This window comes from Bradyrhizobium sp. B039, from assembly GCF_038965675.1.
GTDB lineage: Bacteria > Pseudomonadota > Alphaproteobacteria > Rhizobiales > Xanthobacteraceae > Bradyrhizobium > Bradyrhizobium diazoefficiens.
This window is the reverse complement of record NZ_CP152416.1, coordinates 6,138,335-6,162,300: the sequence shown is the minus strand read 5'-3', so window position 1 is coordinate 6,162,300 and position 23,966 is coordinate 6,138,335. Positions and strand designations below refer to the sequence as shown.

Annotated in this window: 17 protein-coding genes; 12 read left to right on the top strand and 5 right to left on the bottom strand. The window is 66.5% G+C overall.

Annotated elements, in window-relative coordinates:
* Positions 1–100: 100 nt before the first annotated feature.
* Positions 101–1,507: a hypothetical protein gene (locus AAFG50_RS29340; protein WP_028173239.1), complete on the bottom strand. Its 1,407-nt coding sequence runs from the start codon at positions 1,505–1,507 to the stop codon at positions 101–103.
* Positions 1,508–1,582: 75 nt separating this feature from the next.
* Between AAFG50_RS29340 and AAFG50_RS29335 the strand changes: the two genes are divergently transcribed.
* Positions 1,583–2,779: a major facilitator superfamily domain-containing protein 6 gene (locus AAFG50_RS29335; protein ID WP_342714020.1), complete on the top strand. Its 1,197-nt coding sequence runs from the start codon at positions 1,583–1,585 to the stop codon at positions 2,777–2,779.
* Here AAFG50_RS29335 and dgcA read toward each other — a convergent pair.
* On the bottom strand, positions 2,749–3,744 hold the full coding sequence (dgcA, locus tag AAFG50_RS29330) for an N-acetyl-D-Glu racemase DgcA (RefSeq protein WP_011088636.1): 996 nt from the start codon (positions 3,742–3,744) through the stop codon (positions 2,749–2,751). The two genes, AAFG50_RS29335 and dgcA, sit on opposite strands and share 31 nt — an antisense overlap.
* Before the next feature lie 134 nt (positions 3,745–3,878).
* Between dgcA and AAFG50_RS29325 the strand changes: the two genes are divergently transcribed.
* The 7 genes from AAFG50_RS29325 to AAFG50_RS29295 all read left to right on the top strand — a co-directional run bounded on the left by AAFG50_RS29325 (position 3,879) and on the right by AAFG50_RS29295 (position 12,926).
* Complete coding sequence (locus AAFG50_RS29325; protein WP_028173241.1) at positions 3,879–5,012, top strand: ABC transporter permease; 1,134 nt, start codon at positions 3,879–3,881, stop codon at positions 5,010–5,012.
* Between the two features lie 2 nt (positions 5,013–5,014).
* Entirely contained in the window at positions 5,015–5,797 is a 783-nt protein-coding gene (locus AAFG50_RS29320; RefSeq protein WP_028173242.1) for an ABC transporter ATP-binding protein, read from the top strand.
* Between the two features lie 19 nt (positions 5,798–5,816).
* Positions 5,817–6,695 (top strand): MlaD family protein, encoded by an 879-nt coding sequence (locus AAFG50_RS29315; protein WP_028173243.1) that lies wholly within the window; start codon positions 5,817–5,819, stop codon positions 6,693–6,695.
* Positions 6,696–6,920: 225 nt separating this feature from the next.
* A complete protein-coding gene (locus tag AAFG50_RS29310; RefSeq protein WP_028173432.1) occupies positions 6,921–7,097 on the top strand; it encodes a DUF3311 domain-containing protein in 177 nt (58 codons plus the stop codon).
* A complete protein-coding gene (locus tag AAFG50_RS29305) occupies positions 7,087–8,577 on the top strand; it encodes a sodium:solute symporter (protein ID WP_028173244.1) in 1,491 nt (496 codons plus the stop codon). The genes AAFG50_RS29310 and AAFG50_RS29305 overlap by 11 nt, the downstream gene beginning before the upstream one ends.
* Before the next feature lie 126 nt (positions 8,578–8,703).
* The gene (locus tag AAFG50_RS29300; protein WP_028173245.1) at positions 8,704–12,276 is read left to right on the top strand and encodes a PAS domain-containing hybrid sensor histidine kinase/response regulator; all 3,573 of its coding nucleotides are present in this window, start codon (positions 8,704–8,706) and stop codon (positions 12,274–12,276) included.
* Positions 12,273–12,926: a response regulator transcription factor gene (locus AAFG50_RS29295; RefSeq protein ID WP_011088629.1), complete on the top strand. Its 654-nt coding sequence runs from the start codon at positions 12,273–12,275 to the stop codon at positions 12,924–12,926. The genes AAFG50_RS29300 and AAFG50_RS29295 overlap by 4 nt, the downstream gene beginning before the upstream one ends.
* Positions 12,927–12,994: 68 nt before the next feature.
* Here the strand turns inward: AAFG50_RS29295 and AAFG50_RS29290 are convergent, their stop codons facing one another.
* Positions 12,995–18,706 carry a negative regulator of septation ring formation gene (locus tag AAFG50_RS29290; protein WP_028173246.1) on the bottom strand — a complete coding sequence of 1,904 codons (5,712 nt, stop codon included), beginning with the start codon at positions 18,704–18,706 and terminating at the stop codon, positions 12,995–12,997.
* A gap of 399 nt (positions 18,707–19,105) precedes the next feature.
* Between AAFG50_RS29290 and AAFG50_RS29285 the strand changes: the two genes are divergently transcribed.
* Both AAFG50_RS29285 and AAFG50_RS29280 read left to right on the top strand, forming a co-directional pair.
* A complete protein-coding gene (locus AAFG50_RS29285; RefSeq protein WP_028173247.1) occupies positions 19,106–19,480 on the top strand; it encodes an Hpt domain-containing protein in 375 nt (124 codons plus the stop codon).
* A 171-nt stretch (positions 19,481–19,651) separates the two neighbouring features.
* Complete coding sequence (locus AAFG50_RS29280; protein WP_011088626.1) at positions 19,652–19,972, top strand: 2Fe-2S iron-sulfur cluster-binding protein; 321 nt, start codon at positions 19,652–19,654, stop codon at positions 19,970–19,972.
* An 18-nt stretch (positions 19,973–19,990) separates the two neighbouring features.
* Here the strand turns inward: AAFG50_RS29280 and AAFG50_RS29275 are convergent, their stop codons facing one another.
* Positions 19,991–20,458: a thioesterase family protein gene (locus tag AAFG50_RS29275; protein ID WP_028173248.1), complete on the bottom strand. Its 468-nt coding sequence runs from the start codon at positions 20,456–20,458 to the stop codon at positions 19,991–19,993.
* 178 nt (positions 20,459–20,636) lie between these two features.
* On the opposite strand from AAFG50_RS29275, the gene AAFG50_RS29270 reads away from it, so the two are divergent.
* Together AAFG50_RS29270 and AAFG50_RS29265 are read left to right on the top strand one after the other, a co-directional pair.
* Positions 20,637–21,665: an NAD(P)/FAD-dependent oxidoreductase gene (locus tag AAFG50_RS29270; RefSeq protein WP_011088624.1), complete on the top strand. Its 1,029-nt coding sequence runs from the start codon at positions 20,637–20,639 to the stop codon at positions 21,663–21,665.
* Between the two features lie 106 nt (positions 21,666–21,771).
* Positions 21,772–22,386 carry a DUF2147 domain-containing protein gene (locus AAFG50_RS29265; protein WP_028173249.1) on the top strand — a complete coding sequence of 205 codons (615 nt, stop codon included), beginning with the start codon at positions 21,772–21,774 and terminating at the stop codon, positions 22,384–22,386.
* A 290-nt stretch (positions 22,387–22,676) separates the two neighbouring features.
* On the opposite strand, the gene AAFG50_RS29260 is transcribed toward AAFG50_RS29265, so the two are convergent.
* A complete protein-coding gene (locus AAFG50_RS29260; protein ID WP_231166539.1) occupies positions 22,677–23,777 on the bottom strand; it encodes a hypothetical protein in 1,101 nt (366 codons plus the stop codon).
* Between the last annotated feature and the right edge of the window lie 189 nt (positions 23,778–23,966).

Below are 23,966 nucleotides of genomic sequence, written 5' to 3'. Positions count from 1 at the left end.
GGAGCCCATATCTCACCGAAGCAATCAGACTGTGGCCACGGAAAGACTCTGGATTGCTTCGCCGCGCTCGCAATGATGATGTTGAGAGAGCGCTTGCCGCTTACGAGAAGAACGCGATCTTCTCGGCCTGGGTCATGCGGCGGATCGGCGCGAGCGGGTCGTTGGCGGGCGCGCGGGGTTTTTGCAGGATGCCGCTGGCGAGGATGGTGGCGCCAAGCGAGGACTCGGACAAGGACGCCGACAAGGGCGAGGGCATCGGCAGCGGCGCGGTCGGCGCGGCTGCGAATGAGGCCGTGGCCGCCATGGCCGGGGCGGGTTGCTCCATCACTTCGGCGGCGGCTTCCGCGATGGCATTGGTAAGGCGCGCCAGCGATTCCATCGCGATCGGCGCTTCTTCTGCGTGCGCCTCCACGATCGGCGCGGCGGCGGGTTCCGGCGCGGCCGGCTCCCGAAGCACGGCAGCAACGGGCGCGGCGACCTCCGCGATCAACGGCTCGGGGATGGCCGCTGCCATCTCGACCGGCTCGATGATCTCGTCGAAATCAGGATCGGGCGCGGCCATCTCCAGCGCGATGGCTGCGAGCACGGCTTCGTCCTCGGCTTCCGCGGCGGCGTCGAGTGAAAACTCGTCGGCGACTTCCGCGAACGCGGGCGCTTCGAAAGCGGCGTCTTCCGGGGCGGCATCTTCGAGCGCGATCGGGCTTTCGGCTGCAATCTCCGGCTCGACGGCGGCATCCATTGCCTGCTCGGCAATTGCGAACGCTTCAGCGTCGCCGGCCGTCTCAGCGGCGGCTTCGGGCTCGGCAGCCACCGTGATGTCCTGCGACGGCTCCGCAAAAGCCACGGCGGTTTCGCCCGCCATCGCGGCGGGCGCGGCCGCGAGAGGCGAAGCTTCTGCGACGGACGGCGGTGCTTCCTGCACCGGAGCTGCCGAGGAACGCACTGCCGTCGCCTGCGGCGTTGCGTCGCCGTCGGCATCGAGCTGCTCGACCCGATCCCTGAGCAGATCGAATGCGGCCTTGAGCTCGGTGCGGGGATCGAGGGTCGAAACCTGTCCGCAGGCGGCCTCGATCGAGGCGAGCTGCGAATCAATGAGGTCGCAGATTCGCCCGTCGGCGCCGATCTCGCGCCAGCGCCAGGAGATCTCCTTGATGATGCGCACGCCGCGCGGGATCGGGGCAAGGCTCGCCTCGATCGCCGCGGGGTCGAACGTCGCGATCGCGATCGTCTCGGCTTCCCGGATCGCTCGGCGGATCTCGACCAGCGCCTCGGGCAGACGGTCCTCGACGACGGGTTGTCGCTGTGCCGCAAGGGTTTCTTCGATTTTGGCGACCGCATCGAGCACCATGCTCGTGTCGGCATTGCGGTTGCGCTTGGCATATTCGCCGAGGAACCAGCGGCCGCGCGCGGTCTCCATGAAGGCTTCGCGGATCGCGTCGTAATCCTGCTCGTTCGGCTCGGCCGCGCGGGCAGACATGGGCGAAAGGGCGAATGCTTCGTTGGCCATGACAATCTCGTCGCGCAAATCACCGCGCGTTACTGTAACGATCACCACGATATCGACCGAATCGCAATTGGTTTGATGGCAGGCGAATCACAAATCCCCACGCAAGCCGCCGTGAAGCGGCGATTCGCCGTGAGCCTGGCCCTGTTCTACTCGGCCTTCTTCGCGGTCCTGGGCACGCATATGCCCTTCTTCCCGGTTTGGCTGAAGGCGATAGGTATCGACGCGGCCTGGATCGGCCTCATCAACGCGCTGCCGGCGATCACGCGCTTCACCACGCTGCCGCAGGTCGCGGCCTTCGCCGAAAAGCGACATGCCATTCGCGCCGGCATCATGGTGTCGGTGCTGGCGACCGCGATCGGATTTGCGGCCGTCGGCCTGCAGCAGCAGCCGCTGGCGCTGTTCCTGATCTACGCGCTGACCTGCATGATGTGGACGCCGACGATGCCGCTGACCGATGCCTATGCGCTGCGCGGTGTCGCCCGTTACGGACTCGATTACGGACCCTTGCGGTTGTGGGGCTCGGCGGCGTTCGCCGCCGGCTCGCTCGCCTGCGGCTATTTCGTCGACAGCATCGCGGCGCGCGACCTGATCTGGGTGATCGTCGCGTGGGCCGTCGTTGCGGTTCTCGCCAGCCTGCGGCTTCAGCCGCTCGACGATCTCAGGCGGAGGACGACGGAGACGCATGCCGGCAAGGCGCTGCTGCACGATGCCGGCTTCTGGGCCGTGATCGCCTCGGCGGCGCTGATCCAGAGCTGCCATATCGCCTTCTACACGTTCTCGGCCATCACCTGGCAGCTCCATGGTCACGGCGGGCTGACGATCGCGGGGCTGTGGACGCTGGGTGTGATCGCCGAGATCGTCGTGTTCGCGCTGTCGCCGCGCTTCTCGCTGCATCCGTCCTCGCTGATGGCGATCGGGGGACTGAGCGCCGTGGTGCGCTGGATCGTCACCGCCAGCGAGCCGTCGCTGGCGCTGCTCGCGATCGTGCAGCTCGGCCACGGCCTCTCCTTCGGCATGACCATGGTCGGCACCATGAATCTGCTGGTGCAGCGCGTGCCCTCGCATCAGATCGCGCGGGGGCAGGGCTACTACGCCGCCTGCAACGGGTTGCTGGGCGCAACCACCTCGATCGCGTCAGGCGCGATCTACGCCCGCATCGGCGATGGCCTGTATTACGTGATGGCCGCGATGGCCGCGGCCGGCGCGCTCGTGATCTGGTCGGCGCGACACCGGCTCAAGGCTCATCCCCACAGCGAGGGGGAGGGCGGATAGACCAGGCTGTCGTCATAGCGCAGGCCGTGATCGCGGTCGCGCGCCAGCAGCAGCGGGCCGTCGAGATCGACGAAGCGCGCCTGCGGCGTCACCAGCATGGCAGGGGCCATCGACAGCGAGGTTGCGACCATGCAGCCGATCATGATCTCGAAGCCGAGCGACTGCGCCGCATCCGCCATCGCAAGCGCCTCGGTGAGGCCGCCGGTCTTGTCGAGCTTGATGTTCACGGCGTCGTAGCGCTCGCGCAGGGGAGCGAGGGAGCTGCGGTCGTGCACGCTCTCGTCGGCGCAGACCACGAGCGGCCGCCTGATCCGCGCTAGCGCGTCGTCCTTCCCGGCGGGCAGCGGCTGCTCCACCAGGGTGACGCCGACGGCGTCGCAAGCGGCGAGATTGTGCTCCAGATTGGCCTCGGTCCAGGACTCGTTGGCATCCACGATCAGCTCGGATTCGGGGGCGGCCTTGCGCACCGCTGCGATGCGGGCGTCGTCGCCGTCGCCGCCGAGCTTGATCTTGAGCAGCGGCCGGTGCGCCGCTTTCGCGGTCGCCGCGGCCATGGCCTCGGGTGTGCCCAGCGAGATCGTGTAGGCGGTGGTGCGCTCGCCCGGGATCGGGCGGTCCAGCAGGCTCCAGGCCCGCAGGCCCGCCGCCTTGGCCTCGAGGTCGATCAGGGCGCAATCCAGCGCGTTGCGGGCGGCGCCCGGCGGCATGGCGGCTTGCAGCGCCTGCCGGGTGATACCGCCTGCCACGGCCGCCTGCATGGCCTGGACGGCGGCCAGGGTTGCCTCGGGGGTCTCGCCATAGCGGGGATAGGGCACGCATTCGCCGCGGCCGGTGAGGCCGTTCTGGCTCACTTCGGCCACAACGGTCACGGCCTCGGTCTTGGCGCCCCGGCTGATGGTGAAACTGCCGGCGATGGGAAAGCGCTCGATTCGCGCCCGAAGTGCCGGAACTTTGCTGGAAGTCATTTTGAACTCTGGCGAAATCTGAACCTGCTAGTTACCTCTAGCAACTAACATTAACCAGTTGGGGATACCTTCTCCGGGTAAGGGCGCGTGCGCAACTATCTGATTTCCTCCGCCCCGGCACGGGAGCGGACATCTTGAGCAGCGATCCGAAGCTGGAACGGATTGCGAAGGGCAATGCGCTGGCACTCTGCGCCACCGGAACCTGGACCGCGAGCTTCGCGCCGGTCCTGGAGCGGATGGTGGCGGATGCCGAGAAGTTGGCCGGCAGCCCCCAGAGCATCTTCATCGACGTCTCCGAGGTCGCCAAGCTCGACACGTTCGGTGCGTGGCTGATCGAGCGGCTGCGCCGCAGCCTGACGCAAGGAGCGGTCGAGGCGCAGATCGCGGGCCTTTCCGCCAATTATTCGAGCCTCGTCGACGAGGTCCGGCGGGTGAGGGCGACGCCGGTGGTCGACGCCGGCACGATCACCATCACCGGCATGCTGGAGCAGATCGGCCGGGCCGTGGCCGGTGTCGCCGGGACGGTTGCGGGCCTGATCGACATGCTCGGCGCGGTGCTCGCGGCGGGCGGCCGCGTGCTGATCCATCCGCGCTCGTTCCGCCTGACCTCGACCGTGCACCACATGGAGCAGGTCTGCTGGCGCGCGGTGCCGATCATCGTGCTGATCACCTTCCTGATCGGCTGCATCATCGCCCAGCAGGGCATCTTCCATTTCCGCAGGTTCGGCGCCGACATCTTCGTCGTCGACATGCTCGGCGTGCTGGTGCTGCGCGAGATCGGCGTGCTCCTGGTCGCCATCATGGTCGCGGGCCGCTCGGGCAGCGCCTACACCGCCGAGCTCGGCTCGATGAAGATGCGCGAGGAGATCGACGCGCTGCGCACCATGGGCTTCGACCCGATCGAGGTGCTGGTGCTGCCGCGCATGCTGGCCCTGGTGCTGGCGCTGCCGATCCTCGCCTTCCTCGGCGCCATGGCCGCGCTCTATGGCGGCGGGCTCGTCGCCTGGCTCTATGGCGGCGTCGATCCCGAAGCCTTCCTGCTCCGCCTGCGCGATGCCATCTCGATCGACCATTTCATCGTCGGCATCGTCAAGGCGCCGGTCATGGCCGCCGTGATCGGCATCGTCGCCTGCGTCGAAGGGCTCGCCGTGCAGGGCAGCGCGGAATCGCTCGGACAGCACACCACCGCATCGGTGGTGAAGGGCATCTTCTTCGTCATCGTCATGGACGGCGTGTTCGCCATCTTCTTCGCCTCGATCGGGATGTGACGATGGCCCAGGAAACCCAAAACGGGATCCAAAATCCCATCATCCGCGTCCGCGACATCACCGTGCAGTTCGGCGCGACGCGCGTGCTCGACGGCCTCAACCTCGACGTCAAGCGCGGTGAGATCCTCGGCTTCGTTGGCCCATCGGGCGCGGGCAAGTCGGTGCTGACGCGCACCATCATCGGCCTCGTGCCGAAGGTCGCAGGCTCCATCGAGGTATTCGGCGTCGACCTCGATTCCTCCAACACCTCGCAGCGCCGCAATGTCGAGCGGCGTTGGGGCGTGCTGTTCCAGCAGGGCGCGCTGTTCTCCTCGCTGACCGTGCGGCAGAACATCCAGTTCCCGATGCGCGAATACTTGCGCGTCTCGCAGCGGCTGATGGACGAGATCACCATGGCCAAGCTGACCATGGTGGGCCTGAAGCCCGAGGTCGCCGAGCGCTTCCCGTCGGAGCTCTCGGGCGGCATGATCAAGCGCGTGGCGCTCGCACGCGCGCTTTCGCTCGATCCTGACCTCGTTTTCCTCGACGAGCCGACCTCGGGCCTCGACCCGATCGGCGCCGGCGACTTCGACGAGCTGGTCAGGACGCTCCAGCGCACTTTGGGCCTGACCGTTTTCATGGTAACGCACGACCTCGACAGCCTTTACACCGCTTGCGACCGCATCGCCGTTTTAGGGAACGGTAAGATCATTGCGGCAGGGTCGATCGCCGACATGCAGGCCTCGCAGCATCCCTGGCTGAGGCAATATTTCCATGGCAAGCGCGCCCGCGCGGTCATGGGCTGAGTGGTAGCCGGAGTACCTGATGGAAACGCGGGCGAATTACGTACTGATCGGATCGTTCACGCTGGCAGTGATTGCCGCGGCGATCGGCTTCGTGCTGTGGTTCCAGTCGCTGCACACCACCAAGCAGCGCAGTCCCCTGCGCGTGGTGTTCGAAGGCCCGGCGGCGGGCCTGCGCAACGGCGGCAGTGTCAATTTCAACGGTATCCGGGTGGGTGAAGTGGTCTCGGTGAAGCTCGACAACCCGCGGCGGGTTGTCGCACTCGCCATGGTCGAGAACAACGCGCCGATCCGCAAGGACACCCTGGTCGGCCTCGAATTCCAGGGCCTGACGGGCGTCGCCGCAATCTCGCTCAAGGGCGGCGAGGAGGCAGCGCCGCCGCCGCCGCTCGACGAGGACGGCATCCCGTCGCTGACCGCCGATCCCAACAAGCTCCAGGACGTCACCGAGGCGATCCGCGGCACGCTCCAGAACATCAACAAGATCGTCGCCGACAATCAGGAATCGGTGAAGAACTCGCTGAAGAACCTCGAGACATTCACCAACTCGCTCGCGCGCAACTCCGAGAAGATCGACGGCGTGATGGCCAAGGTCGACGGCGTGATGCTCAAGGCCGACAGCCTCATGCTCGGCCTCAACACGCTCGCCGGCGGCAAGGACGGCGGCGAGCTGTTCCAGGCGGTGAAGTCGATCCGCGAACTCGCCGACGATTTCGACAAGCGCTCCGGATTGCTGATCTCGGACGGCCGCCGCACCCTCGGCGACATCAGCCGCGCCGTGAACAATTTCGACCGCAACCCGACCCGCGTGCTGTTCGGCGCCAGCAACAGCGCGCCGGCAGCCGCCCCGCCGCCAGCCGAGCCGCCGAAGCCGGCGGCGAGCGAGCGCAAGCGGCAGTAGCGGTCCCTCCGTCCATCATTCGTCTCACGCGCGACACGCATCGGCGTCGCGCGATGACCGCGGCGTGCGCGCTGCTCAGGACGGCGAGAGTCCGGTGACGATACGAAAGTATGGGGGTCTGGCCGAGCCAAGGTAGGGGGCGGGGCCGGCGGCGATGTCAGCTATATCGCGCTCAAGTCGCGCGCCAAGGACGCGCGTCGTTTCACTCACAGGGGAGGAGAGCGCGTGGTACGCCTATTGCTGTTGTTGCCGTTCGTCGGCCTGATGATCGTGCCGTTCTACAATATCCGGGAGCCCCAGCTGCTCGGCTTCCCGTTCTTCTACTGGTACCAGCTCGCCTGGGTGCCGCTGACCTCGCTGCTCACCTACATCGTCTACAGGAGCGTGCGTCGTGCTGACTAATGTCGATAGCGCGGCGTTCGCCGTTTTCCTCGCACTGTTCGTCCTCGTCACCGGCATGGGCTTCGTCGCAGCGCGCTGGCGCAAGCCGGAGACGCTCGCCCATCTCGACGAGTGGGGCCTCGGCGGCCGCAAGTTCGGCACCTGGATCACCTGGTTCCTGGTCGGCGGCGACTTCTACACCGCCTACACGGTGATCGCCGTTCCGGCTCTGGTCTATGCGGTCGGCGCCTACGGCTTTTTCGCGCTTCCCTACACCATCATCGTCTATCCCTTCGTATTCGCGGTGATGCCGGTGTTGTGGAAGGTCGCCAAGGAGCGCGGCTACGTCACCGCAGGCGACGTGGTTCGCGGTGCTTACGGCTCGCGCGGGCTCGAGCTCGCCGTTGCGGCGACGGGCGTGCTTGCGACGATGCCTTACATCGCACTCCAGCTCATCGGCATGGAGGTGGCGATCAAGGCGCTGGGGCTGAGCGGCGAGGTGCCGCTCGTCCTCGCCTTCCTGGTGCTGGCGCTCTACACCTATTCGTCGGGCCTGCGCGCGCCGGCGCTGATCGCCTTCGTCAAGGACATCATGATCTACATCGTGGTGATCGCCGCGATCGCGATCGTGCCGTCGAAGCTCGGCGGCTACGGCGCGATCTTCACCGCGGCGGATGCGGCATTCGCCGCCAAGGGCTCGGGCGGCATCCTGCTGTCACCGGCACAGGTCGTGCCCTACGCCTCGCTGGCGCTCGGCTCGGCGCTCGCCGCCTTCATGTACCCGCACACGCTGACCGGCATCTTTGCCTCGTCCGGCGGCAACACCATTCGCAAGAATGCGATGCTGCTTCCGGCCTATACGCTGCTGCTCGGCCTGCTTGCGCTGCTGGGTTACATGGGACACGCGGCGGGACTGAAGCTCGCGAGCAACAACGACGTCGTGCCCGCGCTGTTCAAGACGCTGTTTCCGAGCTGGTTCGCGGGCTTTGCCTTCGCCGCCATCGCCATCGGCGCGCTGGTGCCGGCGGCCGTGATGAGCATCGGCGCGGCCAACCTGTTCACCCGCAACTTCTGGAAGGTGTGGATCGATCCGAAGGTGACGCCGTCGGGCGAGGCGAAGGTTGCCAAGATCACCTCCATGCTGGTGAAGGTCGGCGCGCTGCTCGCCATCCTGCTGATGCCGACGCAGTTCGCGCTCGACCTGCAACTGCTCGGAGGCCTCTGGATCCTGCAGACGCTGCCGGCGCTGGTGTTCGGCCTTTATCTGAACTGGTTCTCGAGCACCGCGCTCCTGGCCGGCTGGGCCGTCGGCCTCGCAGGCGGATCGTGGCTGGCCTGGTCGGACGGGTTGAAGCCGCTGCACGGCATTGACCTCGGGGCTGGCCCGGTTGCGATCTACACCGGTCTGTTGGCGCTCGCCCTCAACATCGTGGTTGCCGTCGTGGTCAACCTGGTGCTCAAGCGCATGCCGCAGGAGCGGCTGTCCCGCGAGGCAGCCTGAGGTTGGCCTCACCGGCGGCCGGAGATCTCCGGCCGCCAATCCCTCCGGCATGAATAGCCTTCCATGCGATTGAAAACGCTCTAGTATCCGCCCCGGCGCTCCGGCCGCTCGTCGGGGGCGGATCGGATGGTCTCGGGTGAGGATGTCTTGCAGGCGTGGTTCGTTCTTGCGGTCGCTGCCGGCTATGTGACCACGCTGTTCCTGGTGGCCTGGTGGGGCGATCGGCGGAGCGCAGGTGGGCCGCTGGTCTCGCCAAATTCCTGGGCGGCCGCGATCAGCTATTGCCTGACGCTTGCGGTCTACAACACCTCCTGGAGCTTCTACGGATCGGTCGGGCGTGCCGCCACCAGCGGACTGGACTTCGCCACGATCTATATCGGCCCGACCCTGGTGTTGTTGTTCGGCCAGACGCTCCTGTCCAAGGTCATCGCGATCGCGAAGGCGCAGAACGTCACCTCCGTTTCGGACTTCATCGCCGCGCGCTACGGCAAGAGCCAGGTACTCGCGGCCTTCGTGACGCTCGCATCGCTGCTTGGCGTGCTTCCCTATATCGCGCTTCAGCTCAAGGCCGTCGGCAAGAGCTTCGATTATCTGATCCTCCAGCCGGAGCGGGCGGGCGGCGAGGCGCTGCGGTTCTGGCAGGACTCCGCATTCGGCGTCGCCGCCTCGATGGCGCTGTTCGCGATCGTGTTCGGCGTCCGGCATGTCCACGCCAGCGAGCATCATCGCGGGCTGATGCTCGCGATCGCGTTCGAGAGCGTCGTCAAGCTGATCGCGTTCCTGATTGTCGCGCTGTTCGTGCTGTTCGGGCTGTCCGGCGGGCCGGGCGCCCTGCTGTCGCAGTTTCAATCGGATCCGCAACTGACGGGAATCCTGAGCTTCGACCCGATGCAGCCGGTCTGGCCTTCGACGATCATCATCTCGGCTATCGCCTTCCTGTGCCTGCCGCAGGCATTTCATGTGGCCGTGGTCGAGAACGAGGCGCCGGTGCATACGCGCACCGCGGCGTGGCTCTACCCGGCCTATCTTGCGCTGTTCAGCCTGCTGATCCTGCCGATCGCTGCGGCGGGGCTCACCAGGTTCGGCGCCATGATGGACCCCGACACCTACGTCATCTCGCTGCCGATCGCGGCGGACGCGAGCACCGTCAGCCTGATCGCCTTCCTGGGCGGTCTGTCGGCCGCCACCGGCATGGTGATCATGACATCCGTCGCGCTCAGCACCATGCTCTGCAACGATGTCATCATGCCGCTGCTGCTGCGCTCGCGGTTCTTCGGCCTGCGTGCGCAGAGCCGGCCGATGACCTCCGTGCTGGTGGCGGTGCGCCGGCTCTCGATCCTCGGCATCCTGCTGCTCGCCTATCTGACGCACCGCCTGGTCAACCAGGCCTATCCGTTGACCGTGATCGGTCTGTTGTCGTTCGTCGCCGTCGCACAGTTCGGACCGGCATTCGTCGGTGGCTTGTACTGGCCGCGCGCCAACAAGGTCGGCGCGTCGGTCGGGATCGCGGCCGGATTCTGCATCTGGGCCTATACGTTGCTGCTTCCCTCGGCCGCGCCGCTCTGGCCCGCGGTCGGGGAGATCGTTCGCCTGGGCCCATGGCAGCTCGCCTGGCTCAAGCCAAACGCGCTGTTCGGTATCGACGGGCTCGATCCGATCTCGCATGCGACGCTGTGGAGCCTTGCGGCCAACCTCGTCTGTTTTCTGGCATTCTCGACGCTCGGACGGCAGTCGACCGTCGAGCGCAACCAGGCCGCCGCATTCGCCGACGGCGTCGTCCGCGAGATGGTCCCGAAGCTGTCCTCGCGCGTGGTGGTTCGCCTCGACGATCTCCGCGCGCTGACGCTGCGTTTTGTCGGCGTGGAGCGGGGCTCGGCGGCTTTCGACGGCTATCTCGCCTCCCGCACGACCGGTACCGGGCCGCGTCTCGACCCATCGGGTCTCGTCGATCTCGACTCGATCCGATTCACGGAGAACCTTCTCGCCGGCGCAATCGGCGCGGCGTCGGCGCGCGTGGTGATCGCAGCTTCGCTGGAAGGGCACTCGCTGTCGCGGCGGGAGGCGATGGCGATGCTGGACGAGGCCTCCGAGGCGTTGCGCTTCAACCGCACGCTTTTGCAGAGCACGCTCGAAAGCGTACCGCAGGGCATCTGCGCGTTCGATGCCGATTTCAACATCACGGCCTGGAACGGCCGCTTCATCGCGCTGTTAGACCTGCCTCCGGACTTCGTGCGTGTCGGCCTCCCGCTGGCGGACCTGATCGCCTTCAACGTCGAGCGCGGCGAATATGCCGCATCCGAATTCGCCGCACTCCTGGTCAATCGTGACGTCGCCACGCAGAGCTGGCCCTATCTGTACGAGCGCAAGCGGCCGGATGGCACCGTGCTCGAGATCGTCTACGATCGCATCGCGGAGGGCGGCTACGTCTCGACCTATACCGACGTAACCGAGCGTCACCGCGCGGCGGAAGCCCTGCGGCGGGCCAACGAGGATCTCGAGCTGCGTGTCCGTGAGCGGACCGAGGCGCTCGAGCGGGCCAAGGCGGAGGCCGAGCAGGCCAATCTCGGCAAGACCCGCTTCCTGGCGGCGGCCAGCCACGATCTGCTGCAACCGCTGAACGCGGCGCGGTTGTTCCTGTCCGCGCTCGACGAGAGTCTGCACATCTCCGCATCATCGGGCGGAGTCGACAAGGAGCGCAACCTGGCGAGCAGCGCGATCACGGCGCTACGCTCGACCGAACATGTGCTCGACAGGCTGCTCGACATCTCCTCCTATGATGCCGGCGCCGTTCGTGCCGAGCCGTTCGAATTCCCGATCGCGGACCTGCTCGTGCAGCTGAAGGTGGAGTTCTCGGCGATGGCGCGGGAGCGCGGGCTTGTCCTGCGCGTCGTCGATTGCGGGCTCGCGGTGCGCAGCGACCCGCATCTGTTACGGCGGATCCTCCAGAACCTGCTGTCGAACGCGCTGCGCTATACGCCCAAGGGCCGTATCCTGCTCGGCTGCCGGCGGCGCGGCGGCGATCTGCGCATCGAAGTGTGGGACACCGGCGTCGGGATCGCGGCGGAGGATCAGAAGCGGATCTTCGAGGAGTTTCAGCGTCTCGCGCCCGGACCGGAGAAGGGCCTGGGCCTCGGCCTTGCGATCGTGGATCGTGTCTCCCGGCTGCTGGGCCACGCCGTCGACGTCCGATCGCGGCCGGGACGCGGTTCCGGCTTTGCCGTCACGGTACCGCTGGCGCGCGGCGCGGGGACATCGCTTCAGCGCAAGCCGGCAAGCCCGGCGCCTGCGGCCGCCGAGCGCGCGATGACGATCCTATGCCTCGACAATGATGTGACCATTCTCGATGGCCTGACGGCACTGCTCGGCGGATGGGGGCACCATGTGCTGGTCGCTGCGGACGCTGACGGAGCGATGCTCGCTGCCGCGGCCAGTCCGCCGGATATCGTGCTGCTCGATTATCACCTCGATGGCGGCCGCAGCGGCTTGGACTTTCTCGATGATCTCAGGCAGAAGTCGGGTCGCGACGTCCGCGCGCTGGTCGTCACCGCCGATCGCAGTGAGGCGGTGCGCAAGGAGGCGGGGGCACGCGGCTGCGCGATCCTGTCGAAGCCGGTCAAACCGGCGGCGCTGCGGCGCTTCCTCGGCGGCGAAGCCCTGAGCCGGCAGTTCGGAGCGAAACAGAGGACATCCCCGGCGTGACCATGCGCATCCTCATCGGTGACGATCACCCGCTGGTACAGGCCGCTTTGCGCAGCGCTCTTTCGACCGTGCTGCCCGATCTCGACATCGTCGCCTGCCAGTCGCTCGACGAGGCGCTGAGCGTGCTGTCATCCCAGTCCGACGAGATCGACCTGATCCTGTGGGACCTGACGATGCCGGGCATTCAGGGATTTGCCGCGCTGTTCATCTTGTCGGCGCAGTTCCCGACGGTGCCGGTCGCGATCATCTCGGCGCGGCAGGATGCCGCCACGATCCGCCGCGCCATTGCCTATGGCGCGTCCGGCTATATCCCGAAATCGCTCAGCCTGCCGGAGATGGCCGACGCGATCACAAAAATCCTCGCCGGTGAAATCTGGATGCCGCCCAATGTCGGGGGACGGGGCTCGATCCAGAGCGCCGATGTCGAGCTGGCCGCGCGCATGGCCACGCTGTCGGCGCAGCAGCTCCGCATTCTCGCGATGATCGTCGAGGGCAAGCTCAACAAGCAGATCGCGGGCGAGCTCGACATTGCCGAGCAGACGGTGAAGGGCCATGTCTCGACCATCCTGCGCAAGCTCGGCGTCGGCTCACGCACGCAGGCCGCCGTCCTGGCCGAGCGGCTGTCGTTCGGCCAGCCCGGCGGCAATTGAGCCCAGGACATCCAAACGAAAACGGAGGCCGCGAGGCCTCCGTTTTTTATTCGCGATTGGCTTGAGTGTTACCCCAGCCGTCCCGCCGCGTGCGCGAGCAGCGTGTACACCAGGCCGGTCTCCGAGGTCAGGTGGCCGCGCAGCTCCTGCGGGCCGCGGCCGTCGCGGGCGACTTCGTCGAGCAGGCGTTCGAACTCAGCGACATAGCGGTCGACCGTGCCCTTGAAGTTGCGGTCGGCGCGATACTTGCGGGCGACCTCGTCGAAGGCCTTCTGGCCGGCGGGCGTGTAGAGGCGCTTGGTGAAGGCCTTGTTCTCGCCGCGCTGGTAGCGGTCCCACATCTCGGCGGCGAGGTTGCGGTCCATCAGCCGGCCGATGTCGAGCGACAGCGATTCCAGCGGATTGCTGCTACCTTGCGGAGCCTGCGGCTGCGGAGCCGGTGCAGGCTGGCGGCCGCGCGGGGCCTCGCGGCCGTTCGGAGCGCCCTGGTTGGCGTCCGTGCGGTTCAAGAGGTCCGACAGCCAGCCGTCGCGGCCCTGGTCGTTGCCAGCCGGCGCAACCGGCGGAGCTTCGGTGCGGCGCGAAGTGGCCGGCATGCCGAGGTCCGGCGGCGGCAGCGTCGAGGCGCTGCCGGTGTCGCGCAGGCGGGTCTCGGTGCTGCGAGCGCCGACGGCCGCCAGCAGCGGCTCTTCCTGGCGCTGCACGCTGGCGCGGCCCGCCGTCGAGACGTCGAGGCCACGGCCATGCTGGGCCACGATGCGGTTGAGCTCGGCGAGGGCCTCGATCTGGTCGACGATCACCTTGCGCATCTGCGCAGTGCTCTCGGCGGCCTCCTGCGGCATCTCGAGCACGCCGCGGCGCAGCTCGTTGCGGGTGGCTTCGAGCTCGTTGTGCATCTCGAAGGCCATCTGCTTCATGCTGGAGACGAGGTTGGAGAACTTCTCCGTCGACTGCTTGAACATCGCATCCGCCTCGTCGGTGGTCTGGCGGTAGATGTCGTGCATGGCGTCGAGGGTCTGCCGGTGCTCTTCCTCGGAGGCCGCGCGCACCGCCTCGAACTGGCGGGTGATTGCGGCGGAACCTGCGCCGGCGGTCTCCGCGACGACGCGGGCGATGTCGCGGGCGCGCTCTTCGGCCGCGGCCAGCGATTCATCGAGCAGGCCGGTGAAGCGCGACAGGCGCTGGTCGAGATCGGCCGTGCGCAGGTCGATCGTGGTGACGAGCGATTCCAGCGCCTGCTTGCGTTCGGCGAGCGAGGCGGTGGTGTTCTTGTTGCTCAGCTCGACGACCTGGGCGGCCTCGACGAGCGCCTTGCCGTGCGCGTCGAACTGGGTGGACAGCTCGCCGAGATCCTGGAGCGCCCGCGTGGTCTTCGTGTTGAAGACGTTGAGCTGGTCTTCCAGGTTCTGCGTCGCAGCGCCGTTGCGCGAGGTGACGTCGTTCATCGCCGAGACGAAGTCGGCAACGCGCGTCACCAGCGCCCGCTCGAGCGAGTTGAGGTTGTCGTGCGCACCGGTCAGCACCTCCTGGAGGAGGATGTTGCCTTCGCGCAGACGCTCGAACAGGGCGACCGTGTCGGTGCGCAGGATCTTGCTGGTCTCCTGCATCTCGGTGACGGCCGCGATCGAGACCTGGCGCGACTGGTCGATCGCCGCGCGCGAAGCCTGCTCGAGGTCCTTGAGCGACTTGCCGACCGCGCCGGTGGCCATCTCGCTCGCCGCGTTGATGGTGCGGGCGACTTCGGAGCCGTTGCCCATCATCGTCTGCGAGAACGCATGGCCGCGCGTCTCGATCGACTTCAGCGCGTCCGAGGTGACTCGGTCGATGTCGAGCGTGAGCTGGCTGGTCTTGGAGCCGATCGCATCGACCAGGGCGCCGCGCTTGGCGTCGATCATGTTCGACAGACGGTCGGCCTGCTGCTGCACATAGGTGACGATCTCGTCGGTCTTGCCGGTCATGGCCTGGCCGAAGCTGCTGCTGGCGGCGAGCACGGAGCGCTCGACGTCGGCCGAACTCGACTTGACCCGCGAGCTCGCCTCGTTGGAGGCGGAGATCAGCGCGTTCTGGGCGTTGAGCGCGCTGGTCTGGATGTCGTTGGTCGCGTTCGCGGTGGCCGCGCTCAGCGCGCGCTCGATCTCGGTCGAGATCGTGCGGATCTGGCTCGCGGCATCCGCCGAGGTCGAGGTCAGCGAGGTCTGGGCCTCACGCGCGCTGTTGAGGATGGTCGAGGCGGTGTCGGCGCCGACCGCGGTCAGCGTGCGCTCGATGTCCGTGGTCAGCGACTTGATCTGGCCTGCCGCGTCCGTCGAAGCGGAGATCAGCGTGCCCTGGGCCTCGCGCACGCCGCTGGTGAGCGCCTCGATGGTGGCGCCGCCGGCGGTCGCCAGCGCGCGCTGCATCTCGGCCGCGAGCGAACGGACCTGGCTGGTCTGTTCGGCCGAGACCGCGAGCAGGGTGCTCTGGGCGTCGCGGGCGCTGGTCGTGATCGTCTCGGCGGTCGACTGGCCGACCTGCGAGAGCGAACGGTGCACTTCGGCCGCGAGCGACTTGACCTGGCTCGCCGCATCCGAGGACGCCGTGACCAGGGTGTTCTGCGCCTCGCGGGCGCCGGTCGTGATGGTCTCGGCCGTCGCGGTGCCGGCCATCGAGAGCGAACGCTGGACGTCCGAGGACAGCGCCTTGATCTGGTTGGCGGTCTCGCTGGAGGCCGCGATCAGCGCGCTCTGCGCATCGCGCGCCCCGGCGGTGATGGATTCCGCCGTGGTGGCGCCGGCCAGCGACAGCGAGCGCTGCACGTCGGCGGTGAGCGTCTTGACGTGGGTGGCCGCATCCGAGGAGGCGGTGACGAGCGTGGTCTGCACCTCGCGGGCGCCGGCCAGGATCGAGGCTGCGGTCGCAGAGCCGGCCGCCGACAGCGTGCGTTCGACGTCGGCCGCGAGCCCCTTGATCTGGTTGGAGGCATCGCCCGAGGCGGCGACCAGCGTCGACTGCGCTTCGCGGGCGCTGGTCAGGATCGAGTTCGCGGCACCGGTGCCGACCGCGGTCAGCGCGCGCTCGACCTCGGAGGAAGTCATCTTGAGCTGGGCGTTGACGTCGGAGGAGACCGTCATCAGCGACTGCTGCGCCGTGCGTGCCCCGGTCTGGATGGTCTCGCTGGTGTTGACCACGAGGTTTGTGAGCGAACGCTCGGCGTCCTCGACATGCGAGCGGATCGCGGTCGAGATCATCTCGGCGCGGGACATCATGTCCTCGCTGGCCTGGCGGCCGCTGCTCTCGATGCGGCCGGCGACTGCCTCGACGCGCGAGCCGAGCAGGTCCTCGAACTGCGCCACTCGCACGTCGATGTCGCTGGCGACCGAGCCGACCTTGGTCTCGATGGCCTGGTGGATGTCCTGGAAGCGCGCCGTGACCGTGTCGGTCAGGTGCATGCTGCGACCGTCGATGATCTCGGTGACGCCGGTGATGCGGCGGTCGACCGCCTCGATCGCCTGCGCGGTGCCGTCCGTGAGGGTCGAGGTCAGGAGGCTGAGGCGCGAGTCGATCGACTGCACGGCCTGCGAGGCGCCGTTCGTCACCGCGCTGGTCAGGTAGGTGAGGCGGGAGTCGATGGATTCGAGCGCCTGCGAGGCGCCGCCGGTGAGCGTGGTCGTGAGGTGCGTCAGGCGCGTATCGATCGTCTGGATCGTCTGGGATGCGCCGTCGGTCAGCGTCGTCGTGAGGCTGGTCAGGCGGGAGTCGATGGACTCTAGCGCCTGCGAAGCGCCTCCGGTCAGCGACGTCGTCAGATGGGTGAGGCGGGAGTCGATCGACTGGATCGCCTGCGCGGCACCGTCGGTCAGTGACGCGGCGAGCGTGTTGAGACGTCCGTCGATGGTCTCGGTGACGGACCTCGCGCGGGTGTCGAACGATTGTTCGAGCGCGGTGACGCGGCCGCCGAGCTGCTCGTCGAAGGTCTTGATGTGGCCGTCGATCGTGCTGTCGAGGCTGGTGATCTTGCCGTTCAGCGAGTCATCGAGGTTGGCGACGCGTTCGCCGACAGTGGTCTCGAACTGCATCAGGCGCTGGTCTAGCACGGCCGTGATCCGGCCGCCGTGCGAGGTGAAGCGGGTGTCGAAATTGTCGACATAGGTCTTCAGCGTCTCGGCAATGTCCTGCGTTCGCTGGCCCATGCGCTCCACGACCTCGCCGCCGAACGTCTTCACGGTGCGGTCGAACTCGGAGATGTGACGGGTGATCAGCGCGCCCAGCGTGCCGGAATCGCGGGCGAACTTCTCGACCAGCTCGGTGCCCTGGTTCTTCACCAGTTCGTCGAACGCGCTCATCTGGAGCGACAGCGAGTCGTGCGCGGTCTCGGTCTGGCTGACGACCTTGGCGACCAGGGTGTTGACGGTGGCGTCGAGCGCGTCGCTCGCCTTGTCGCCGGAGGTCATGATCTGGTTGGCGAGCCGGTTGCCGGCATCGTCGATCTTGGCGGAGAGGTCGTTGGAGCGCAGCTCGAGCTCGAGCAGCAGGGAGTCCGACGAATTCTTCAGGCTGTCGTGCACCTGCTCGGTGCGCTCGGAGATGCCGTCGACGATCGCGGCGGAGCGCTGCTCGAACTCGCCGGTGATGCGGTCGATGCGCTCGTTCAGCATCTCGTGGACGCGGTCGGCGAGGTCGACGAACTCGTCGTGGACGTGGCCGGTCTTGAAGTTGAGGCTGGTGGTCAGCCGCTCGCTGGCGTCGAGCACGGCGCGCGTGGTCTCGTTGCTGGCTTCCTCGAGGCGGTCGAGCAGGTCGCCGCCGCGCTCGCCGAGCGCGAGGATCATGTTGTCGCCGGCATTGCTCAGGGCGCCGGTGATGTGGGCGCCGCGCTCTTCGAGAGCGCCGGTGATGCTCTTGGCGACCTCGTCGACGCGCGAGGCGATCGCATCCGAGATCAGCGCGATGTCGTGGCGCAGGTCGATCTGCACGCCGGAGATGGCGCTGCGGACCTGCTCGGCCTGGCCGACCAGGTTGTCGCGCTGATGCGCGATGTCCTGCAGTAGGGCGCGGATGCGCACCTCGTTGTCGGAATAGGCGCGCTCCAGCGCCGCGACCTCGTTGGCGACCAGCGTCTCGAGCTCGCCGGCGCGCGCGATCGCGCGCTCGATGCCGTCGCCCATCGCCGCGACCTCGCGGCGGATGGCCTGGCCGACGGTGACCATGGAATCGGAGGCCGAGCCTTCCGGCTCGGAGAAGCGGATCGCAACCTGCGCCATCGCCTGTGCGATCATGCGCATTTCCTGGCCGCGCCAGACCAGGCTCGCGAGGAAATAGAACAGCATGATCGGCGCGAAGAACATCGCGATCAGGCCGGCGATGACGAGCACGCCGCCGCTCTGGCCCATGGCGGCCTGGATCGAGGGCAGGAAGCCGACGGTCAGCGCGGCGCAGGCCGCGAGCCAGACGCCGGCGAAGATGGTGGCGAAGGTATAGACGCTGCGGGCAGGGCGGCCCTTCTGGAGCGCCTGGAGCAGCTGGCCGATGGTCTCGCGGTCGTCATTGGCGGCGCGGCGCGTCGAGCGCGGCTCCTCGATCGTATCGAACACGGTGGCCCGCTCGTTCGCGGCAGGGCGCGGCTCGAAGCTCGGCTCGTCAAAGATCGGGGGCTCCGGGGGCGCCACCGAAGACGCCGTTTCGTTGCGCATCGAGGCGTTGCGGCTGGTGTCCGCAGCGGTGTCGCTGATGTTCAGAGCTTCCTGGATCGCAGAAAGCGCAACTTCTGTCGGGTCTTTGACCTTTTTCGGAGTGTTCGCCATGTTCAGTCCGAGCCCTCGTTACTTGTACGCGTCCCCCCGCGAGCCCCGCGCGCTACGCAAGCCCACAGACCGGATCATGCCGCTTGCGCGGATCTTTCAGCCGTCCCCACCCGGACGGCTTGTCCGCCAATTTCTCCAACATCCTATTGGCAGAGCGTCGCGAATGAAATGCCCGCGATTAAGACAATCTTAATCATCGTTAACAGGATCGGGCCGTAACGCCTTAGCAATAAATGCAATTCTCCACCGGACTCGGCCGATTGCGGCAATTTTTCGTCAATAAACGGGCGGATTTACGTAAGGCGGCCCAAACATTTCGTTAACCACTTCCATGCTTGGCTGGGAGGAACCGCACCGCCGAACCGGCGGAACCGTCGCGCGATGCCGGGGTCCTGCGCCATGACGCCTGAACTGCAACGGATGGAATGGATGCCCTCGCCCCCGCTTGCGCCCGTCGACAGCCCGCTCGATCTCGACCACCTCTCCCGCATGACGCTCGGCGACGCCGAGCTGGAGCAGGAAGTGCTCGCAATGTTCGCCGAGCAGGCGGTTCGCCTGCTCGCCGCGATGACCAATTTGCCGGCCGAGGCCGGCGCGCTCGCGCACAAGCTCAAGGGCTCGGCCCGCGGAATCGGCGCCTTTGCGGTAGCGGATGCCGCCGCTCACCTGGAGACCGCGATCCGGACCGGCCACGACCGGCACCACGCCTTCGCCGCGCTGAAGGAGGCCGTGGCCGAGGCCCGCGCCGCCATCGAGGCGATCCTGAAGCACTAGGCCGGCGACCCCCGCAAACGGCGGTGTCTCTAGTCTTTTGTTTTGACGCGTTTTCTGCCCGCAAACCGGGATCCAGCTCGCATCAAAACGCTATGGCGCCGGGCTAACCGACCCGTTATAGGACAGCCCGGACCCTCCTTCATTCCCAACATCGCGGCAGCACGAGCACACATGGCCAAGATTCACTTCGTCGACCACAAGGGCGAAACCCGTACGGTGGAAATCGAGAACGGCGCAACCGTGATGGAAGCCGCCATCCGCAACAGCATTCCCGGCATCGAGGCCGAATGCGGCGGCGCATGTGCCTGCGCGACCTGCCATGTCTATGTCGACGAAGCCTGGCGTGAGAAGGTCGGCAGCCCGACGCCGATGGAAGAGGACATGCTCGACTTCGGTTTCGACGTGCGCCCGAACTCGCGCCTGTCCTGCCAGATCAAGGTCTCCGACGAGCTCGACGGGCTGGTCGTGTCGACGCCGGAACGCCAGGCCTGATCCGACCGTTCCCCTGCATCAGGTGCCAGGCGGCGCGACCTCGATGCCGCGCTTGTGCCAGGGTCTGAGCTTCTCGACGATCTCCGCGGTCAGCGGCGCCGGCCGCCGCGTCGCCTCGTCGAGCATGACGCCGACCGACGTCGCCGAGGCGATGCATTTTCCCTGCGAGAACACGACCTGCTCGAAGGTCACTGACGTCCGTCCCAATTTCACCACGCCGAGGCCGAGCTCGATCGTGTTCGGCCAGTGCAGCTCGGCGCGGAAATGGATGTCGAGCCGCACCATGATCCAGGCGAGGCCCGGCGGCGTCAGCCCGTAGTCCGGGCTCTTCATCAGGGTGACACGGCCGGTCTCGAAATAGGTGGCATAGACCGCGTTGTTGACGTGCTGGTTGGGATCGAGATCGCCGAAGCGGACGTTGTCGCTGAGGCGGTAGGGGTAGTCCTCCAGGCGCGGCGTCGTATCGAGGCGGCTTGGTGCGTTCACCGATTGATCTCCGTCATATCCAGCCTCGTTACAGCCCAGTTATTTTGACCCGGCAAGTGGGCGCGGTTGCGGGGCGCTCCCGCTTTTATGCCTTCCCTGATCCATCCCCGTTGGCTAGACAGGCAGGGTCACCTCGGCCCAAAGGGCGCCGTCCAACCGATAACGATAAAGAGACGACATGAGCGACGTGATCAAAACCGATGTGCTGATTATTGGCGCCGGCCCCTGCGGTCTGTTCGCCGCCTTCGAGCTCGGCCTTCTCGATATGAAGGCCCATTTCGTCGACATCCTCGACAAGGTCGGCGGCCAGTGCGCCGAGCTCTATCCGGAAAAGCCGATCTACGACATTCCCGGCATTCCGCATGTTTCGGGGCAGGGGCTCACCGACGCGCTGATGGAGCAGATCAAGCCGTTCCATCCGACCTTCCATCTCGGCGAGATGGTCGAGACGGTGGAGAAGATCGGCGATCCCGCATTTCGCTGCACCACCGATGCCGGCAAGGTGTTCGAATGCAAGGTGCTGGTGATCGCGGCCGGCGGCGGCTCGTTCCAGCCCAAGCGTCCGCCGGTGCCGGGCATCGAAGCCTATGAAGGCACCTCGGTGCATTACGCCGTGCGCAAGATGGAGACGTTCCGCGACAAGAACGTGCTGATCGTCGGCGGCGGCGATTCCGCGCTCGACTGGACGCTCAATCTGCATCCGGTGGCCAAGCGCATCACGCTTCTGCACCGTCGCGACGAATTTCGCGCAGCCCCTCACAGCGTCGAGCAGATGCGCGCGCTGGTCGCGGCCGGCAAGATGGATCTCCGGCTCGGCCAGGTCACTTCGCTCGCCGGCACTGACGGCAAGCTGACCGGCGCGACGATCAAGGGCAACGACAACAACGTCACCGAGATCGCCTGCGATGCCATGCTGCCGTTCTTCGGGCTGACCATGAAGCTCGGTCCGGTCGCGAACTGGGGCATTGCGTTGGAGAACAATCTGGTACCGGTCGAGACATCCGCGTTCGAGACCAACATATCAGGCATCTTCGCCATCGGCGACATCAACACCTATCCCGGCAAGATCAAGCTGATCCTGTGCGGCTTCCACGAGGGCGCGCTGATGTCGCAAAAAGCCCATCGCTACGTCTATCCGGAGAAGCGGCTCGTGTTCCAGTACACGACCTCGTCCTCCAGCCTGCAAAAGAAGCTCGGGGTCAGCTGACCGCGAGCGGGGCGGGAAGGATGCCCCATGTTTCTGGTGCTGGAACCGTTCGCGAAATCGCCGTAGTCTGCGGCCATTCCAGTCGTGGAATAGCAAGGTGATCATAATGCGGAATCCGTTTCCCAGCTTTCGGCTGCTCTCGCTCCTCACGCTCGCGCTGTCGCTCGGCGCGGTGAGCCCGGCTGCGGCGCAAGCCCCGGTTGCGACGTCGGCCCAGCCAACCGCCGCAGGGCTCTGGCAGAAGGTCGAAGACGGCAAGACGGTGGGATGGTTCCTCTTCGTCGACCACAACGGTGTGTTCGAAGGCGTGATCGCCAAGACGTTCCCGCGGCCCGGCGACGATCCGAACGAGGTCTGTGCGAAGTGCACGGACGATCGCAAGAACGCGCCGGTGCTAGGCCTGTCCTTCATCCGCGACATGAAGCGCGACGGGTTGAAGTATGATGGCGGTAACGTGGTCAATCCGCGCGACGGCAATATCTGGAAGGCCAAGATGACGGTGAGCCCCGATGGCCAGACCCTGACCATGCGCGGCTTCCTCGGCATCTCCCTGTTCGGCAAGGACGAGACCTGGACGCGCCTGCCGGACGCCAACATCGCGCAGGTCGATCCCGCCATCGTCGCCAAATATCTGCCCGCACAGGCCGCAGCGACCAAGCCCGCACCCGCGCCCGCGGCGAAGAAGGGCGGCGCAATGATGGCGCCGGCGCCGAAGCAGTAGGCTCTACAGTCGTTGTTTCACATGCCGCTGTCATTCCCCGCGCAGGCGGGGAATCCAGTACGCCGCAGCCTCTCGATTCAATCACGTCCGTCACGGAGTACTGGATCGCCCGCCTTCGCGGGCGATGACAGCTGAGTGCGTGGCACGTGCGCGCCTCATCTCGTCATTGCTAGCGTAGCGAAGCAATCCAGTAAGGTTGCTTCCGCATTCTCTTGTCGCCCGCATGAGCGAAGCGATATGCGGGACCACTCGTCCCTGATATCGCTGCGCTCACCCGGGCTACGGAATTGTCAATACGTCCGCGCCTTCTTGCACGGCGCATAGAAGGTGCCGTTGCCGGCAACGACCCGCTCGAGGCATTGCCGGGGATCGGTGATCTCGCCGTCGACCTGGAAATAATAGGCCTGCGTGCCCAGGCTCAGGACGTAATGTCCGGGCGCAAGTTCGAGCTCTGAATCGCCGGTGTGAAGCTCGTGCATCTCGGGTGTCCCTGGAATCGGTGACACCCGGAACGGATAGGCGAAGTTGCGGATGACGCCGACGTCGTCTCCGCCATTCAGCGTCTTGCCTGCGGCGTCGGTCGAAAACTCCCTGGCGATCTTCGCCACGACCCGAACCTCGACGCGTTCGGGAATCGCATGTGCGGCGTCGCGGCGGAACACGATGAATTTGACGCGGCCGTTCGGCAGATGCGGCCGGTCGGGCTTCTTGAACTCCGGTGAAATCGCGACGCGCATGTCCGGCGCCATGACGCCGGTCGAATTCAACTCCGCCAGCGATTTGTCGTCGATCAAGGCGTAGACGCCGTAGTCGGTTGGAAGCACGCGCGTCGGTTTCAACGGCGGTGCGACGGCGGTCACCATTTCCGGCTTGCTGACCGTGATCGTCGTCTCCGGTCTGGGCGGGACCAGCGCGATCTCCTGGGCCTGGGACGAAACCAGCCGGCGCAGCGCGGCGATATGGTCTCGCTGCGAGATGAGAAGAACGATGGCGCCGGCGGCAAGCAGGATGGCCCCCGTACGCTTCATCACCGGCCAAAGCGGACCCGAGATCGCAGGCCGCCTGGATGTCTCGATCGCCGATCGCAGGACCGGAGCGTCGGCGGACAGAAGTGGGCCGCCTGTCTCACCCGCCTTCGACGATGTGAGTTGATGTTGCGGCAACCGCTTCAGCGGCGCCTCTTCACGCGAGAACTTCTCGACCTCCTCGATTGCGACCTCGAGCGCCCGCTTCATCTGGTCGATGTTCTTGGCGTCGGCGTAGGTGAACTGCTCCTGGAGCTTGTAGCGGGCAAGATCGTAGACGAGCTGCCGCCTGAACTCCGGATCATCCTTCACCGTCTCCAGCATGCGCGAAATCACCAGCGCAAACTGCACCTCGTTTGCTGGCAAATCGGTCGCGTCCTGCTGGCCAGGGAGCAACTCTCTCGAACTCATAGCGCTGCCGGTCCAATGCCAGTCACGCCGTCACCTGATTTCTCTAATCGAAACAGCTGGTTAAACAAATGCGATAGGTTTCGCGGCCACGTTCGTACACGTTGAGGTGCGACAAGGAAAGCCTCGAAAATGCGCGACAAATCG